This window comes from Serratia sp. B501, assembly GCF_051172315.1.
GTDB lineage: Bacteria > Pseudomonadota > Gammaproteobacteria > Enterobacterales > Enterobacteriaceae > Serratia > Serratia ureilytica.
Genome location: NZ_JBPIZB010000002.1, coordinates 723,091 through 738,176 on the forward strand (window position 1 = coordinate 723,091; position 15,086 = coordinate 738,176).

The window sequence follows — 15,086 nt, forward strand, 5'->3', positions numbered from 1 at the left end:
GCGGCGCAGTACCGATACCTTGAATGGGTTAAATAATGCGCACTGATTTGGTGCGCGCCGCGTCGAAAAAGTGCAGAAAGGGGGCGTAGCCTGGACCAGTTGCCTGCTTGTGGTGCGTTGGGAAAAATAAGGGCCGCGATCGCGGCCCATGGGATCAGGCGGGTTGGCTCTCCTCGCGTACCGCTTCCGCCAACTGCTCGCCCGCCAGCTGCAGCTGATACATCTGGTAGTAGCGCCCCTGCTGCGCCAGCAGCTGTTGATGGTTGCCCTGCTCCACCGCCTGGCCGCGATGCAGCACCAGAATGGAATCGGCATCGACGATCGTCGAGAGGCGGTGAGCGATCACCACCAGCGTGGTGTGCTCGCGGATCACGCGCAGCGCCCGCTGGATAGCCTGCTCGGTGCCCGAGTCGATGTTGGCGGTCGCCTCGTCGAGGATCAGGATCTGCGGCGCCTGCACCAATACCCGCGCCATCGCCAGCAGCTGTTTCTGCCCGACCGACAGGTTATTGCCCTGCTCCCCCAGCCGGGTGTGGATACCCTGCGGGAAGCCGCGCACCAGATCCGCCAGCTGCACCGTTTCCAGCGCCCGCCAGACGGCTTCTTCATCGATGTTGCGCCCCAGCGTCACGTTGGCCAGCACCGAATCGGCGATCACCACCGGATCCTGTTGCACCATCGCCACGCCCTGGCGCAGCGTGCGGTGCGACAGGCTGGAGAGCGGACGACCGTCGAGACGCACTTCCCCTTCGCTGACCGGGTAATAGCCCATCAGCAGGTTAGCCAGCGTGCTCTTGCCGCTGCCGGTGTGGCCGACCAGCGCCACGAAGCCGCGTGAGGGCACCGCCAGCGAAATATGCTGCAGCACCTTTTTATCCGCACGGTAGGCGAAGCTCAGATCGGTGATATCGATGCTGCCGCCGGCCAACGGACGATCGTCTGCGCCGTAGCTTTGCTGGCTGCGATCCATCAGTTCGAAAATACGTTCGCCGGCCACCACCGCTTGCTGCAGGATTGACTGTTGTGACGTCAGCTCGATCAGCGGTTCGTTCAAACGCCCGAGGTAGTTGATGAAGGCATAGAGCACGCCGACGCCAATCACGCCTTCGCCGCTGAAGCCGAACAACATCAGCAAACCGCACAGCACCAGCGCCGAAAACAGGCTGAGCAGCGGCCGCAGCAGGAAACCGTCAAGCCGCAGCGTCTGCATGCGCGCAAGATAGTGCGACTGGCTGGCGGCGCTCATGCGCTCGCCGAAGCGCACCTGCTGGCGGAATTGCTGGATCACGCCCATGCCGTTGATCACTTCGTTGAAACCGTCGTTGATGTCCGCCAGATAACTGCGCACCCGGCGCACAATCGGCGTGCTGTAATATTGATAGATGCCCATCACCACGAACACCGCCGGGAAGATGCAGATAGCCACTAACGCCATGCGCCAGTCGAGGCTGAACATCGCCACCAGCATGGCGCCGATCAGCGCGGCGCTTTTCAGCACCGTGGAGACCACCATCACGTACAGGTCCTTGATCACTTCGGTGTCGTTGGTGACGCGCGAGATCAATTGCCCGACCGGTTGCGTGTCGAAGGCGCTGAGCGGCTGGCGCAGCGCGGCGTCCATCACGTCGGTACGCAGCCGCTGCACCACGCCTACCGCCGCCTGGTTGAACAGCAGCGCCTGGAAGTAGTGCAGCGCCGCCGCCAGCAGCTCCAGCAGAATGTAGGCCGCCGCCAGCCCGCCGACAATCATCAGCGGCAGTTGCCCTTTGGCGACGTAATTATCGATAAAATAGCTGACCAGGATCGGCCCGGCGACTTCCGCCGCCGCCGCCACCCACAGCATCAGCACCGCCACCCCCAGCGGTTTGCGGTACGGCGAGCCGTAGGCCAGTAGCCGCTTCAGCGTCGGCCACAGCTTTTGCACTTTATTCATCGGCCAACGCCTCCTCGCCGTTTTCCGGCGCTTCGTCCAGCGCCGCTTCCAGCTGCTGATAACGGTACATATCGCGATACCAGCCCGGCTGCGCCGCCAGCGCCGCCGGATCGCCGCGCTGCGCCACGCCGCCGTGCTGCATCACCAGGATTTCGCTGGCTTCGGTCAATGCCGACAGCCGGTGCGCGCTGATGATCACCGTGCGATCTTGCCCCCAGCTGCGCAGGTTGTGCAGGATCTGGTGCTCGGTACGGCCGTCCACCGCCGACAACGCATCGTCGAGGATCAGGATCTCCGCATCCAGCAGCAACGCACGCGCGATGGAGATGCGCTGTTTCTGGCCGCCCGACAGCATCACGCCGCGTTCGCCCACTTCGGTGTCATAGCCCTGCGGCAGCCGCAGAATGTCCTCATGGACGCTGGCCAGCCGCGCCGCCTGTTCAATCTGCGCCTGCGTCGCCCCCGGCTGGCCCAGCGCGATGTTGTTCGCCACGGTATCGGAGAACAGGAACGGCGTCTGGCTCACCACCGACAGCCGCGAACGCCAGTCGTCGAGCCTGACCTGCGGAAGCGGCAGGCCGTGATAGCGGATCTGCCCTTGGTCGACGTCGAACTGCCGCTGGATCAGCGACAGTAATGTCGACTTACCGGCCCCGGTCGGCCCGCACAGCCCCAGCATCTGCCCCGGCTTCAACGTCAGCGCCACATCATGCAGCGCCGGGTGCGGGTTTTCCGGGTAGTGGAACGCGCGGATATCCACCTCCAGCACGCCGCGCCCGGCCGGCAACGCCTGCGGGCCGTCCTGCACCGCCGGCGCCTCGTCGAGCAGGCTGCGGATACGGCTGTAGGCCGCGCTGCCGCGCTCGACGATGTTGAACATCCAGGCCAGCGCCAGCATCGGCCAGATCATCAGGCCGAGGTACATCACAAAGCTGGTCAGTTGCCCGAGCGTCAGCGAACCGTTCACTACCATCCAGCTGCCGCCGCCGATGGCCAGCAGGTTAGAGGCGCCGATGGCGATATAAATGGTCGGATCGAAGCGCGCATCCACCCGCGCCACGTGCATGTTCTTGGCGCCGGTCTGCGCCGCGACGTCGGCGAAGCGGTTGGATTGGTGATCTTCCAGCCCGAAGGCCTTGATCATGCGGATGCTGGTCATGCTTTCCTGCGCCTGATCGTTCAGGCTGGAAAACGCCGCCTGCGCCGATTTAAAGCGCTGGTGCAGCTGATCGCCGTAATATTTGATGGCGATCGCCATCAGCGGCATCGGGATTAACGCCAACACCGTCAGTTGCCAGCTGATTTGGGTGCTCATGACCACCAGCACCACCAACCCCATCACCAGCGAATCCACCAGCGTCAGCACGCCTTCACCGGCGGCGAACACCACGCGATCCACGTCGTTGGTGGCGCGCGCCATCAGATCGCCGGTGCGGTGGCGCAGGTAGAACGCCGGGTTCTGCCGACTGAGCTGACGGTAAAAGTTTTCGCGCAGCTCGACCGCCAGCTGGTAGGAAGCGCCGAACAGCAGCACTCGCCACACATAGCGCAGCAGGTAAACGACGATCGCGGTGCCGATCATCAGCCCGAGCCAGGCCAACAGCACGCCGGTAGACATCTGTTTTTCGGTGACGCCATCCACGATGATGCCGACCAGTTTAGGCGGCAGCAGTTGCAGGATGGCGATGACGATCAGCAATACCACCGCGCCCAGGTAGCGGCGCCACTCCCGGCGGAAGTACCAGCCGATTTGTGCAAATAATCTCACGCAGTTTGATTCCAGGGTTTTATGAGGTTTGTCTCTTTTTCCGCTTCAACGGAGCAGGATACCACCGTTGAGCCGCCCGTCCGGTGAACTTTTCACTCCGGCACCGGCAGCGCGGTGGTGTATTTGATTTTTTCCATGGCAAAGCTCGAGGTGACGTCGATAAGGCCCGGCACGCCGTTCACCAGGCGCTTGTAAAAACCGTCGTAACTTTTCATGTCTGCCACTTCGACCTGCATCAGGTAGTCGTACTCTCCCGCCATACGGTAGAACGCCAGCACCTCGGGCATCTGGCTGGTCAGCTGCACAAACGCCTGATACCACTCGCTGCTGTGCTGTTGGGTCTTGATCAGTACGAACGCCGTCAGCCCCAGGCCAAGCTTTTCGTTATCCAACAAGGCCACCCGGCCGCGGATATAGCCTTCGTCTTCCAGACGCTTCAGGCGCTTCCAGCACGGCGTAGAGGTCAAATTAACCGCATCGGCCAGCGCCTGCAGCGACTGGGTGCAATCTTGCTGCAGCATGCACAGCAGCTTACGGTCTGTTTTATCTAACATAGCGGCCACCTGGAGAAAAATTTTCTCCCATTAGGCGATTAAACAGGGAAAATGGCAATCCTTTTTTCCTGCCGACAGGCTATGCTACGCCATAAATCAGCCCCCTATTCTGAGGCCAAATCATGACAAACTCTTGGGTAAAATATGCTATCGGTGAAATAGAAGCGGATTTTCAACGCTCCGCCGATACGCACCTGATTCGCCTGAACCTGCCGGCGTTTCCCGGCATCTGCCTGTACCTGAAAGATGAGAGCACCCACCCGACCGGCAGCCTGAAACACCGCCTGGCGCGCTCGCTGTTCCTATACGGCCTGTGCAACGGCTGGATCACCGAGAACACCACCATCATCGAGGCCTCTTCCGGCAGCACGGCGGTGTCCGAAGCCTACTTCGCGCGGCTGATCGGTCTGCCGTTCATCGCGGTGATGCCGTCCTGCACCGCACGCCGCAAGGTAGAGCAGATCGCCTTTTACGGCGGCCGCTGTCACTTCGTCGATCACGCCGCCCAGATCTACGCCGCTTCCGAACAGCTGGCGAAAGAGCTGAACGGCCACTATATGGATCAGTTCACCTACGCCGAGCGCGCCACCGACTGGCGCGGCAACAACAATATCGCCGACAGCATCTTCCGCCAGATGGCGCGCGAACCCTTCCCGGTGCCGAAACACATCGTGATGAGCGCCGGCACCGGCGGCACCTCCGCCACGCTGGGGCGCTATATCCGCTATCAGGGGCACGACACCCGGTTGACGGTGGTCGATCCGGAAAACTCGGTGTTCTATGACTGCTTCCACCACGGCGATCGCACCCTGATCGGCAGCTGCGGCAGCCGTATCGAAGGCATCGGCCGCCCACGCGCCGAGCCGTCGTTCATCCCTTCGGTGGTCGATAACATGTTGCGGGTGCCGGACGCCGCCAGCGTCGCCACCATTCACTGGCTGGAGGCCGTGCTCGGCCGCAAGGTCGGCGCCTCCACCGGCACCAACGTCTGGGGCGCGCTGCAATTGGCGAAGCAGATGCGGGAAAACGGCGAGCAAGGGGCGATCGTCACCCTGCTGTGCGACAGCGGCGAGCGCTACCTCGATACCTATTACAACCCGGAGTGGGTCAGCAACAACATTGGCGATCTGCAACCGTATCTGGCGCAGTTGGCGGATTTGTAACGCCGGGCGCAACGTAAAAAAAAGCCGGGTAGTCATACCCGGCCGGCTGTAAGGAGAACCTCATTATTCGGGGGAATAGGTGAGGCAAGGTGAACGCAGCCAATGTTGTAAATAATGAGCCACCGCCTGTTGTTGGCAGTGGCCGATAACCGGCAGCTGCGGCAGCAGGGATTTCAGCTGCGGCAGGGCGTTCCCCATCACCACGCCGTGTCCCACCGCGCCCAGCATCTCTTTGTCGTTCATCGCATCGCCGAACGCCATGCAGTCGGCCATCGTCAATCCCAGGTGACGGCTCAGCCGGTCCAGCGCCGCGCCCTTGTTGCAACCAAGCGGCAGCACCTCCAGGCAATCGTAAGCGGAGAAACACAGATCGGCCTCGCCGCCCAGCTGCGCCCGCAGCTGCACCTGCAATTCCAGCAACTCCTCATGCGGTGCGACAAAGCACACCTTGCTGTTGCCGAACGCCGGTAAGCGGCGCACGTCAGCCAGTTGGAAACGAAAGCCGCTCAGGTGGTGCGCCTGCAGCATCTCTTCCGGCGCGGGGAACTCGGTCAGCCAACCTTCGTCGCGGAACACGTGCATGCTGGCGCGGGTGCGCCAATGATGATGCAGCACCTCTTCGGCGATCTCCGCCGGCAGATCGGCGGCGTGCAGCTGTTGGCCGCGGTTGTCATACACCCGCGTGCCGTTGCCGGTGATCAGATAGCCCTGCAACCCCAGCTGCGCCATGATCGGTTGCGCATCAAGGTAGTGCCGCCCGGTGGCGAACGTCACCACCATCTCCCGCTCCACCAGCTGGTTCAGCACCGCCAGCGTTTCCGGGCCAACCCGGTGATCCGGCATCAACAGCGTGCCGTCCATATCGAAAGCCGCCAGGCGATACATAAAGACCTCATGAATGTGAACGCGATTACAATCAGTGCAGTATGGGATGGTATTTGCGGAAGTAATAGTGAACAATTTGGGAAAACTGTTCCGGATTTCTGCTCATGCGCCTGGTTCACCGTCTCAGCCAATATCAACGCCTGTATCAACAGCTCGGCAACGCGCCGGTCGCCGTGACCATCGGCGAGCTGGCGGCAATGTTCTACTGCAGCGAACGCCATGCCCGCACGCTGGTGCAGCAGCTGCAGGATCAGGGCTGGCTGAGCTGGCATTCGCAGCCCGGCCGCGGCAAACGCGCCAGCCTGCATTGCCTGAAAACCCCGGATGAGCTGCGCGCGCAGCTGTTGCAGCAGCTGTTGCAACAGGGCAATCATCAGGGGGCGCTGGAGATGGCGCAGCTCGATCCGCAACACCTGCAGGATCTGCTCAGCCCGCACCTCGGCGGGCAATGGCAGGCCGGCAGCCCGACGCTGCGCATTCCCTATTACCGTACGCTGGAGGCGCTCGATCCGCTCACGCTGACCGGCCGCGCCGAGCAACATCTGGTGTCGACCCTGCACGCCGGGCTGACGCGCCTGATGACCGGTAACCCGGAGCCGCAGCCCGATCTGGCGCACCACTGGCAGATAAGCGATGGCGGCCTGCGCTGGCAATTCTTTTTGCGTAGCCAGCTGCGCTGGCACAACGGCGAACCGTTGACCGGCCAGCAACTGCTGCAAACGCTGGAAAAACTGCTGGGCCATCCGCGCAGCCAACCCAGCCTGAGCAGCGTCGCGAACGTCAGCCTGCCGCATCCGCTGTGCATTCAGTTCGACCTGCACCTGCCGGACTATTGGCTGGCACACCGGCTGGCGGAGCTGCCTTGTCTGATGACGCACCCCGAACTGCCGGCCATCGGCGCCGGCCCATTTAAACTGGCGTTGAATGAACCGCAGTTGGTGAGGCTGGAACAGCATGCCGGTTACCATCTGCAGCATCCGTATCTGGACACCATCGAATACTGGATCACGCCCGATCTGCCCATCGCCGGCGCCGATGCCAGCTGCCGGCATCCGGTGCGCATCACCATCGGTCAGCAAGACGATTTGGCGCAGGCCCGGCCGGTACAGCGCAGCATGAGCCTGGGCTGGTGTTATCTGGCGCTGAACCTGCGCCACGGCGTGCTGAGCGAAGCCCAGGGGCAAAAGCTGCTGATGCTGATCCAGCAGTCCGGCCTGCTCAGCCATCTGCCGATCCCCAACAGCGTGATCACCCCCAGCCATGAAATGCTGCCCGGCTGGCGCATCCCCAGCCAACGGATTGAAGAAGATGTCCCGCTGCCCGCTCGGCTAACATTGCTGTATCGGCCGCCGGTCGAGCTGGAAACGGTGACGGTCGCGCTACAGCGGCTGCTCGCGCAGCACGGCTGCGAGCTGGAAGTGCGTTACTACGCCGGCAAACGCTGGCAAAGCGAGGCGCAGATCGCCCAGGCCGACCTGCTGCTGGCGGACAACCTGATCGGCGAGGCGCCGGAGGCGACGCTGGAGAGCTGGCTGCGGCAGGATCCGCTGTGGCGCGGCATCCTGACGGCAAGCCGCTGGCAGCAGCAACAGGAGACGCTGCGGGAGATCCAGCAGCTGCAGGCGCAGCCACTGCGCTTCGAACGGCTGCAGGCCTATTATCAACAGCTGATGGCCGCCGCCATCATCACGCCGCTGTTCCACTACCAGTATCAGATCAGCGCGCCGCCGCGCATGCATGGCGTGACGCTGACCGCCCATGGCTGGTTCGATTTTTGCCAGGCGTGGCTGCCGCCGCCGGTGGATGACGCACCGACCGGAGCCGAACCGCCCTGCGCCTGACGGCCCTTTCTGCTACTATTGTCGCCGCAACGCAATTTTTATCCTGCCGCCCGAATGTGTATCGGGAATGGCCAAAGCCCAAAAAGGTGATTTTATGAAGCGCGCGGTTGTCGTTTTCAGCGGTGGACAAGACTCCACGACCTGCTTGATCCAGGCATTGCAACAGTATGACGAAGTTCACTGCGTCACGTTCGATTACGGCCAGCGCCATCGCGCCGAAATTGAAGTGGCTCAGGAGCTGTCGGAGGCCCTCGGCGCCAAGGCGCACAAGGTGCTGGACGTGACGTTGCTCAATGAGCTGGCCATCAGCAGCCTGACTCGCGACAATATTCCGGTTCCCGCCTACGATCCCAACCAGAAAAACGCGCTGCCGAGCACCTTCGTGCCGGGCCGCAACATCCTGTTCCTGACGCTGGCGGCGATCTACGCCTACCAGGTGGAAGCGGAGGCGGTGATCACCGGCGTGTGTGAAACCGACTTCTCCGGCTACCCGGATTGCCGCGACGAGTTCGTCAAAGCGCTGAACCAGGCGGTGGTGTTGGGCATCGCCCGCGATATCCGCTTCGAAACGCCGTTGATGTGGCTGAACAAGGCCGAAACCTGGGCGCTGGCGGACTATTACCAGCAGCTGGATCGGGTGCGTCAGGATACGCTGACCTGCTACAACGGCATCAAAGGTGACGGCTGCGGCGAATGCGCCGCCTGCAACCTGCGCGCCAATGGCCTGACGCAGTATCGCGCCAACCAGGCGGAAGTGATGGCGGCGTTGAAACAGAAGGCCGGTCTGGCCTGAGGCAGCGACGGCGGCAGCCTCCGCCGCCGGTGAGCTGACTGCGAATGTTATTTGGGCGTGAGCGCTTCCAGGTGCTCGCGCAATTCCCCTTCAATCGGCAGCGCCCGCTGCGTTTTCAGATCGACGCACACGAAAGTCAGCAGCGCGTCGGCCACCGGCGTCCCCGCCGGATCCTGCGTCACCTTCTGGCTCAGCACCCCGCTTTTGCCGTTGAGCTGCACCATCTGGCTGTCGATGCGCAGTTTATCCCCCAATACCGCCGGGCTGCGGTAATTGATATTGATGTTCACCACGATGAAAGCGATGTTGTTTTCCGTCATCCAGCGGAACCCTGCCTCGTTTTCCAGCCACTCCCAGCGCGCCTCCTCCAGAAACTCCAGATAGCGGGCATTGTTAACGTGCTGGTAGACATCAAGGTGATAACCGCGAACTTTGATAAAGGTTTGCATAGGGAACGATCGCTCCTGCCTGGTGATTACAGAAAGAGGGAGCCGCGTGGGCTCCCTCGCCCGTTTGGTCAACGCGCCAAACTGGTAAGACCTGTAAAATGTAGCAGAGTCGCCATTGCCTCAGCGGCATTTTGCCGCGCAGCCGCGACCGGGATCACATTTTCAGCCTAGTGCGGTTCTTCTCGAACAGCGCCGGCCCGATGCCCGGCACCTCCTGCAGTTGCTCAACCTGGGTGAATGGCCCGTTCTGTTCGCGATAGCGCACAATGCCTTCCGCCTTCTTCAGACCGACACCGCTCAAAGCCGCTGCGAGCTGTTCGGCAGTGGCCTGATTGATACTGACCGCCGTCTCTTCGGCCGCCTTGGTCATCGCCTGTTGCCCGCCATTGCTCGTCGGGGTTGAGAGCATCGGCGCCGGCGCATCGGCTTTATCCGCCGCGGCGGCCGGCACCGCCAGGCATAACAACAGCGCGGCCAACGCGGCTTTAACGTGATGACGGTAACCTGATAACGTTTTTTTCTCTGTATGTTGCATGCTGTATCCTCCTTGTGTGTGACAGCACGGCTACCTTGCCGCGGCGGCAGATATTCAGCAATCGGCGGATATCAGATGTGGAAAAGGCCGCGAAAGCGGCCTTTGTTTGTTGCATTGCGTTGCAGAAAAATGCGGCGATTACTGCGGCTGTTGCTCAGCGGCGCCCATTTTAATTTTGGCTTCTTTACGCAGGCTCGCCAGCAGCGAATCGAAGGAAACGCCGGTCGCGCCCTCTTCCATCTTGCCGACGAAGGTTTTCATTTCGTCTTCCGGCAGCGTGCCTGGCTTCACCGCATCGAGTGCGATCAGCACCACGTTGTCCTGGCGATCCTGCGACATGCCGTACACCGGTTTGCCGTCCTGCGGGTGCGGCAGCGCGAACACGCTCTCCACCAGCTGGCTGTCTTCCGGCGCGCGCGCCATCTTCTGCACGGCGCCAAAGCTCAGGCCGGCGGCTTTCATCGCCTCGTCGCCCTTGCCCTGCTTCAGCTCAACCAGCAGCTTCTCGCCCTGCAGTTTCGCTTCCTGCACCGCCTTGTTGCGTTTCACCAGATCCGCCACGCGGTCTTTTACCTGGTCGAACGGCTCGATGCCTTCCGGCTTGTGGCCGCTCACGCGCACCACGAAGGCGCGGTCGCCGTCTACGGTGATCACGTCGGAGTTACTGCCCGGTGCGCCGTTCTCGCCGATCAGCGAACCGTCGAAGATCGCCTGCACCACCGGCTTGAAGTTCAACGCCGCAGGGATGTTGTCGCGGGTGAACCAGTCGGTTTGCGCCGCTTTCACGCCCGCCGCTTCTTCAGCCGAGGCCAGGGATTCGTTGTCGCTGGTTGCCGCTTCGCTCACCTTCTGCTGCAGCGCGTAATACGCGTCTACCGCTTTCTCCTGCTTCACCTGCTTGGCGATAGCGTCATGCACTTCGCTCAGCGGCTTCAGTTTCTCTGGTTCGATGTCGTTCAAACGCACGATCAGGTAGCCGACGGAAGATTTCACCACGCCGGACAGCTGCCCTTTTTCAGTCAGGTTAGCCTGCTTCAGTTCGTCGGCGGTGGTTTCCGGCTCCAGCCAACCCAGTTCACCGCCGGTACGGCGTGAGATGATGTCGGTGGATTTTTCTTTCGCCAGCGTGGCGAAATCGGCGCCCTTCTTCAGCTCGTCCAGCGCCGCATTGGCTTCCGCCTCGGTTTTCAGCTGGATCACGCTGTAGTTTTTACGCTCCGGCTGGCCGTAGCTGCTCTTGTGCTGGTCGTAGTAAGCGCTGATGTCCTCTTCGCTCACTTTCACCTTATCCTGCATGGACGCGGCGTCCAACGGGATATAGCTCACCTTCACCTGCTCCGGGGCGATGAAGCTGTTCTTGTTCTGATCGTAATACGCCTTCAGTTCGTCGTCGCCGGCGCTCTGTTTCGCCTGCAGCGCCTTCAGATCGATAGTCGCCAGACGCACGTCGCGCTCCTGCAGCACCAACGCCGCCATGGCTTGCGATTCGGACGGCAGCACGAAGCCGGATTCGCCGAAGGCCTGGATCAGCTGCTGATTGACCAGCTGCTGACGCATCGACTGCGCGAAGTTGTCGGCGGTGTAGCCCATACGGCCGATCAGGTCGAGGTACTTGGCGTTATCGAACTGGCCGTTGGTTTGGAAATAAGGCGCCTTGCGGATGGCGTCCTTGATCTGATCGTCGCTGACTGCCAGGCCCAGCTTCTTGGCGTATTGGTCGAGCAGCATGTTGTCGATCAACTGGGACAACACCTGACGGCGCATCTGCTGCATGTAGCCTTCGTTGCCGGCCAGCGCAGAGAACTGGTCACCCAGCTGCTGCTGCATGCGGCTACGCTCGCTTTGGAAAGCCTGTTCCAGCTGAGCGCGTTCGATCGTCTGACCATTTACTTTCGCAGCATAATCGCCGGAGCCGCCGATCAGGTAGTTACCCACCCCGGTCAGGACGAATGACAGGATGATCAGGGCCAGGATGATTTTGAGCACGACGTGATTGGCAGCCGCGCGTAAATTGTCCATCATAGTGTGACAACACTCCGCTGTGATGTGGATTAACAACCCTTGTGCAGGCGCGTTCCCTGCGACAAAAATAAAAAAAGCGCATCAGTCCGATGCGCCTTGTATCTTACCTTACCAGCACCGCTGCGTCAGGTGATTGTTTATTACAAAACCCTGTTACGCTAAACGGTTAGACGCCAAATCAGTTTACAGCGTCTTTCAGCGCTTTCCCTGCACGGAAGGCCGGCACTTTGGCTGCCGCGATCTTGATTTCTTTACCGGTTTGCGGGTTACGGCCGGTACGAGCCGAACGTTCACGCACGGTGAAGGAACCGAAACCAACCAGAGCCACGTCATCCCCAGCTTTCAGAGAGTCGGTAACGGAAGCGATTACTGCGTCTAAAGCACGTCCAGCTGCCGCTTTGGAAATATCAGCACCTGCGGCAATCTTGTCGATCAGTTGTGACTTATTCACTCTATCATCCCCTCTAGAATTCTATCGTCGCACCGAAAAATCCCTACGGTTGCGACAGCGCAGCTGTTATATCAATCCCATCGAACCTTGGCAAGCCACCGACTGCGTGGCAAAACGTGGGCCGACAGAGATCTAACTTAGCGGTACAAAAAAATACTGGCAAGTCCGAAATGGCTTGCCAGTATAAGTTTTATCAATGGTTTTTGCGATTCGTCACTATTTTGCCGCTACCGGCAGTGCGCCGAAGGCCGGGTTTTGCAACGCAATGTTCAAAACTTCATCGATTCGCTGCACCGGATGAATCTCCAGATCGGCGATGACATTGTCCGGGATCTCTTCAAGATCGCGCTTGTTCTCGTAAGGGATCAGCACGGTTTTGATGCCGCCGCGATGCGCCGCCAGCAGCTTCTCTTTCAGGCCACCGATCGGCAATACCTGGCCGCGCAGGGTGATCTCGCCGGTCATCGCCACATCGGCGCGTACCGGGTTGCCGGTCAGGCAGGAGACCAGCGCGGTGCACATCGCGATACCGGCGCTTGGGCCGTCTTTCGGCGTCGCCCCTTCCGGCACGTGCACGTGGATGTCGCGCTTCTCGTAGAAATCGGCGTTGATGCCCAATTTCTCCGCGCGCGCGCGCACCACGGTCAGCGCCGCCTGAATCGATTCCTGCATCACTTCACCCAGAGAGCCGGTGTAAGTCAGCTTGCCTTTGCCCGGCACGCAGGCGGTTTCGATGGTCAGCAGATCGCCGCCCACTTCCGTCCACGCCAGCCCGGTGACTTCGCCCACGCGGTTTTCGGTATCCGCACGGCCGTAATCGACGCGCTGCACGCCCAGGTAGTCCTTCAGGTTGTCGCCGTTGATCTCGATGTGTTTGCGCTTCTTGTCCATCAGCAGCGTTTTCACCGCTTTACGGCACAGTTTGGATATTTCACGCTCCAGGCTGCGCACCCCGGCTTCGCGGGTGTAGAAGCGAATGATGCCGATGATGGCGCTGTCGTCGACCGTCAGCTCGCCTTTTTTCAGCGCGTTGCGCTCAAGCTGCTTCGGCAGCAGGTGCTGTTTGGCGATGTTGAGCTTTTCATCCTCGGTATAACCCGACAGACGGATCACTTCCATACGGTCCAGCAGCGGCGCAGGGATGTTCATCGAGTTGGAGGTGGCGACGAACATCACGTCGGACAGATCGTAATCCACTTCCAGGTAGTGGTCGTTGAACGCCACGTTCTGTTCCGGATCCAGCACCTCCAGCAGAGCGGAAGCCGGATCGCCGCGCATGTCGGAAGACATCTTGTCGATCTCATCCAGCAGGAACAGCGGGTTCTTCACCCCAACCTTGGCCATTTTCTGGATCAGTTTGCCCGGCATCGATCCGATGTAGGTACGGCGGTGACCGCGGATTTCCGCTTCGTCACGCACGCCGCCCAACGCCATGCGCACGTACTGGCGCCCGGTCGCTTTGGCGATCGACTGCCCCAGCGAGGTTTTACCCACGCCCGGCGGCCCAACCAGACACAGGATAGGCCCTTTGATTTTGCTGACTCGGCTCTGCACCGCGAGGTACTCGAGGATGCGATCCTTGACGCGCTCCAGGCCGTAGTGATCGGTATCGAGCACTTCCTGCGCCTTGACCAGGTCTTTTTTCACCTTGCTGCGCGCGTTCCACGGCACCTGCAGCATCCAGTCGATGTAGCCGCGTACCACGGTCGCTTCCGCCGACATCGGCGACATCATCTTCAGCTTTTGCAGTTCCGCTTCGGTTTTCTCGCGCGCCTCTTTCGGCATTTTCGCCGCATCGATCTTGCGCTTCAGCGCTTCGTGCTCATCCGGCGCGTCGTCCATCTCACCCAGTTCTTTCTGAATCGCCTTCATCTGCTCATTCAGATAGTACTCGCGCTGGCTCTTCTCCATCTGCTTCTTGACGCGGTTGCGGATGCGTTTCTCAACCTGCAGCAGGTCGATCTCCGACTCCATCATCGCCATCAGGTATTCCAGACGCTCGGTGATGTCGGACATCTCGAGCACCGACTGTTTGTCGCTGAGTTTCAGCGGCATGTGGGCGGCGATGGTGTCCGCCAGGCGCGCGGCGTCGTCGATGCTGTTCAGTGACGTCAGCACCTCCGGCGGGATTTTTTTGTTCAGTTTGATATAGCCTTCAAACTGATTGATCGCGGTGCGCACCAGCACTTCTTGCTCGCGCTCGTCGATAGCCGGCGATTCAAGGTATTCCGCCTGCGCGGCAAAATGCTCACCGCTGTCGGACAGCGTAGTGATGCGTGCGCGCTGCAGCCCCTCGACCAGCACTTTTACCGTGCCGTCCGGCAGCTTCAGCATCTGCAGGATCGACGCTACGGTGCCAACCGAGAACAAGTCGTTAATGCCAGGTTCATCCGTTGAGGCCTCTTTCTGTGCCACCAGCATGATCTTCTTATCGTGATCCATTGCGGCTTCGAGGCACCGAATCGATTTTTCCCGGCCAACAAATAACGGGATCACCATGTGCGGATAAACCACCACGTCGCGCAATGGCAAAACGGGGATTTCAATGCGTTCGGAACGCTCAGGGTTCATAGAGCTCTCTCTTAGTTTAATTTCCGCCAGGTTGAGGGGGAATCTCATGAGACGCAAGCATCTAACGTTTCATAAAATCTGGTTAATGAGTATATGGGGATGAATCTCTTACATTCAACGG

The 15,086-nt window shown here is 60.7% G+C and carries 12 protein-coding genes; 3 read left to right on the top strand and 9 right to left on the bottom strand.

The genetic code is table 11. The annotated features are described in order from the left end of the window. Positions 1–154 precede the first annotated feature (154 nt). From smdB to ACSBQV_RS10040, 3 genes are all read right to left on the bottom strand, one after another. A complete protein-coding gene (gene smdB / locus ACSBQV_RS10030; RefSeq protein WP_099783804.1) occupies positions 155–1,933 on the bottom strand; it encodes a multidrug efflux ABC transporter permease/ATP-binding subunit SmdB in 1,779 nt (592 codons plus the stop codon). Continuing rightward, positions 1,926–3,701, bottom strand: a complete 1,776-nt coding sequence (gene smdA / locus ACSBQV_RS10035; RefSeq protein WP_033642081.1) for a multidrug efflux ABC transporter permease/ATP-binding subunit SmdA — start codon at positions 3,699–3,701, stop codon at positions 1,926–1,928. Before smdA ends, smdB begins: the two co-directional genes overlap by 8 nt. Positions 3,702–3,793: 92 nt before the next feature. Beyond that, the gene (locus ACSBQV_RS10040; RefSeq protein ID WP_004940330.1) at positions 3,794–4,255 is read right to left on the bottom strand and encodes an Lrp/AsnC family transcriptional regulator; all 462 of its coding nucleotides are present in this window, start codon (positions 4,253–4,255) and stop codon (positions 3,794–3,796) included. A gap of 122 nt (positions 4,256–4,377) precedes the next feature. Between ACSBQV_RS10040 and ACSBQV_RS10045 the strand changes: the two genes are divergently transcribed. Further along, positions 4,378–5,418 carry a PLP-dependent cysteine synthase family protein gene (locus ACSBQV_RS10045; RefSeq protein WP_033642080.1) on the top strand — a complete coding sequence of 347 codons (1,041 nt, stop codon included), beginning with the start codon at positions 4,378–4,380 and terminating at the stop codon, positions 5,416–5,418. Between the two features lie 63 nt (positions 5,419–5,481). On the opposite strand, the gene cof is transcribed toward ACSBQV_RS10045, so the two are convergent. Continuing rightward, positions 5,482–6,303, bottom strand: a complete 822-nt coding sequence (gene cof, locus ACSBQV_RS10050) for an HMP-PP phosphatase (RefSeq protein ID WP_047025761.1) — start codon at positions 6,301–6,303, stop codon at positions 5,482–5,484. A gap of 104 nt (positions 6,304–6,407) precedes the next feature. Between cof and ACSBQV_RS10055 the strand changes: the two genes are divergently transcribed. Together ACSBQV_RS10055 and queC are read left to right on the top strand one after the other, a co-directional pair. After that, positions 6,408–8,144, top strand: coding sequence for an SgrR family transcriptional regulator (locus ACSBQV_RS10055; RefSeq protein ID WP_099783806.1), 1,737 nt, complete (start codon positions 6,408–6,410; stop codon positions 8,142–8,144). A 94-nt stretch (positions 8,145–8,238) separates the two neighbouring features. After that, positions 8,239–8,937 carry a 7-cyano-7-deazaguanine synthase QueC gene (gene queC, locus ACSBQV_RS10060; protein WP_033644204.1) on the top strand — a complete coding sequence of 233 codons (699 nt, stop codon included), beginning with the start codon at positions 8,239–8,241 and terminating at the stop codon, positions 8,935–8,937. 47 nt (positions 8,938–8,984) lie between these two features. Here queC and ACSBQV_RS10065 read toward each other — a convergent pair whose 3' ends face one another. The 5 genes from ACSBQV_RS10065 to lon form a co-directional block, all read right to left on the bottom strand. Next, a complete protein-coding gene (locus ACSBQV_RS10065; protein WP_033642075.1) occupies positions 8,985–9,386 on the bottom strand; it encodes an acyl-CoA thioesterase in 402 nt (133 codons plus the stop codon). Positions 9,387–9,540: 154 nt separating this feature from the next. Next, on the bottom strand, positions 9,541–9,921 hold the full coding sequence (locus ACSBQV_RS10070) for a ComEA family DNA-binding protein (protein ID WP_033642074.1): 381 nt from the start codon (positions 9,919–9,921) through the stop codon (positions 9,541–9,543). Between the two features lie 138 nt (positions 9,922–10,059). Beyond that, positions 10,060–11,943 carry a peptidylprolyl isomerase gene (ppiD, locus tag ACSBQV_RS10075; protein WP_033642073.1) on the bottom strand — a complete coding sequence of 628 codons (1,884 nt, stop codon included), beginning with the start codon at positions 11,941–11,943 and terminating at the stop codon, positions 10,060–10,062. 178 nt (positions 11,944–12,121) lie between these two features. Continuing rightward, positions 12,122–12,394 (bottom strand): nucleoid-associated protein HU-beta, encoded by a 273-nt coding sequence (gene hupB / locus ACSBQV_RS10080; protein WP_004940351.1) that lies wholly within the window; start codon positions 12,392–12,394, stop codon positions 12,122–12,124. Between the two features lie 216 nt (positions 12,395–12,610). Beyond that, a complete protein-coding gene (lon, locus tag ACSBQV_RS10085; RefSeq protein ID WP_019454189.1) occupies positions 12,611–14,965 on the bottom strand; it encodes an endopeptidase La in 2,355 nt (784 codons plus the stop codon). Between the last annotated feature and the right edge of the window lie 121 nt (positions 14,966–15,086).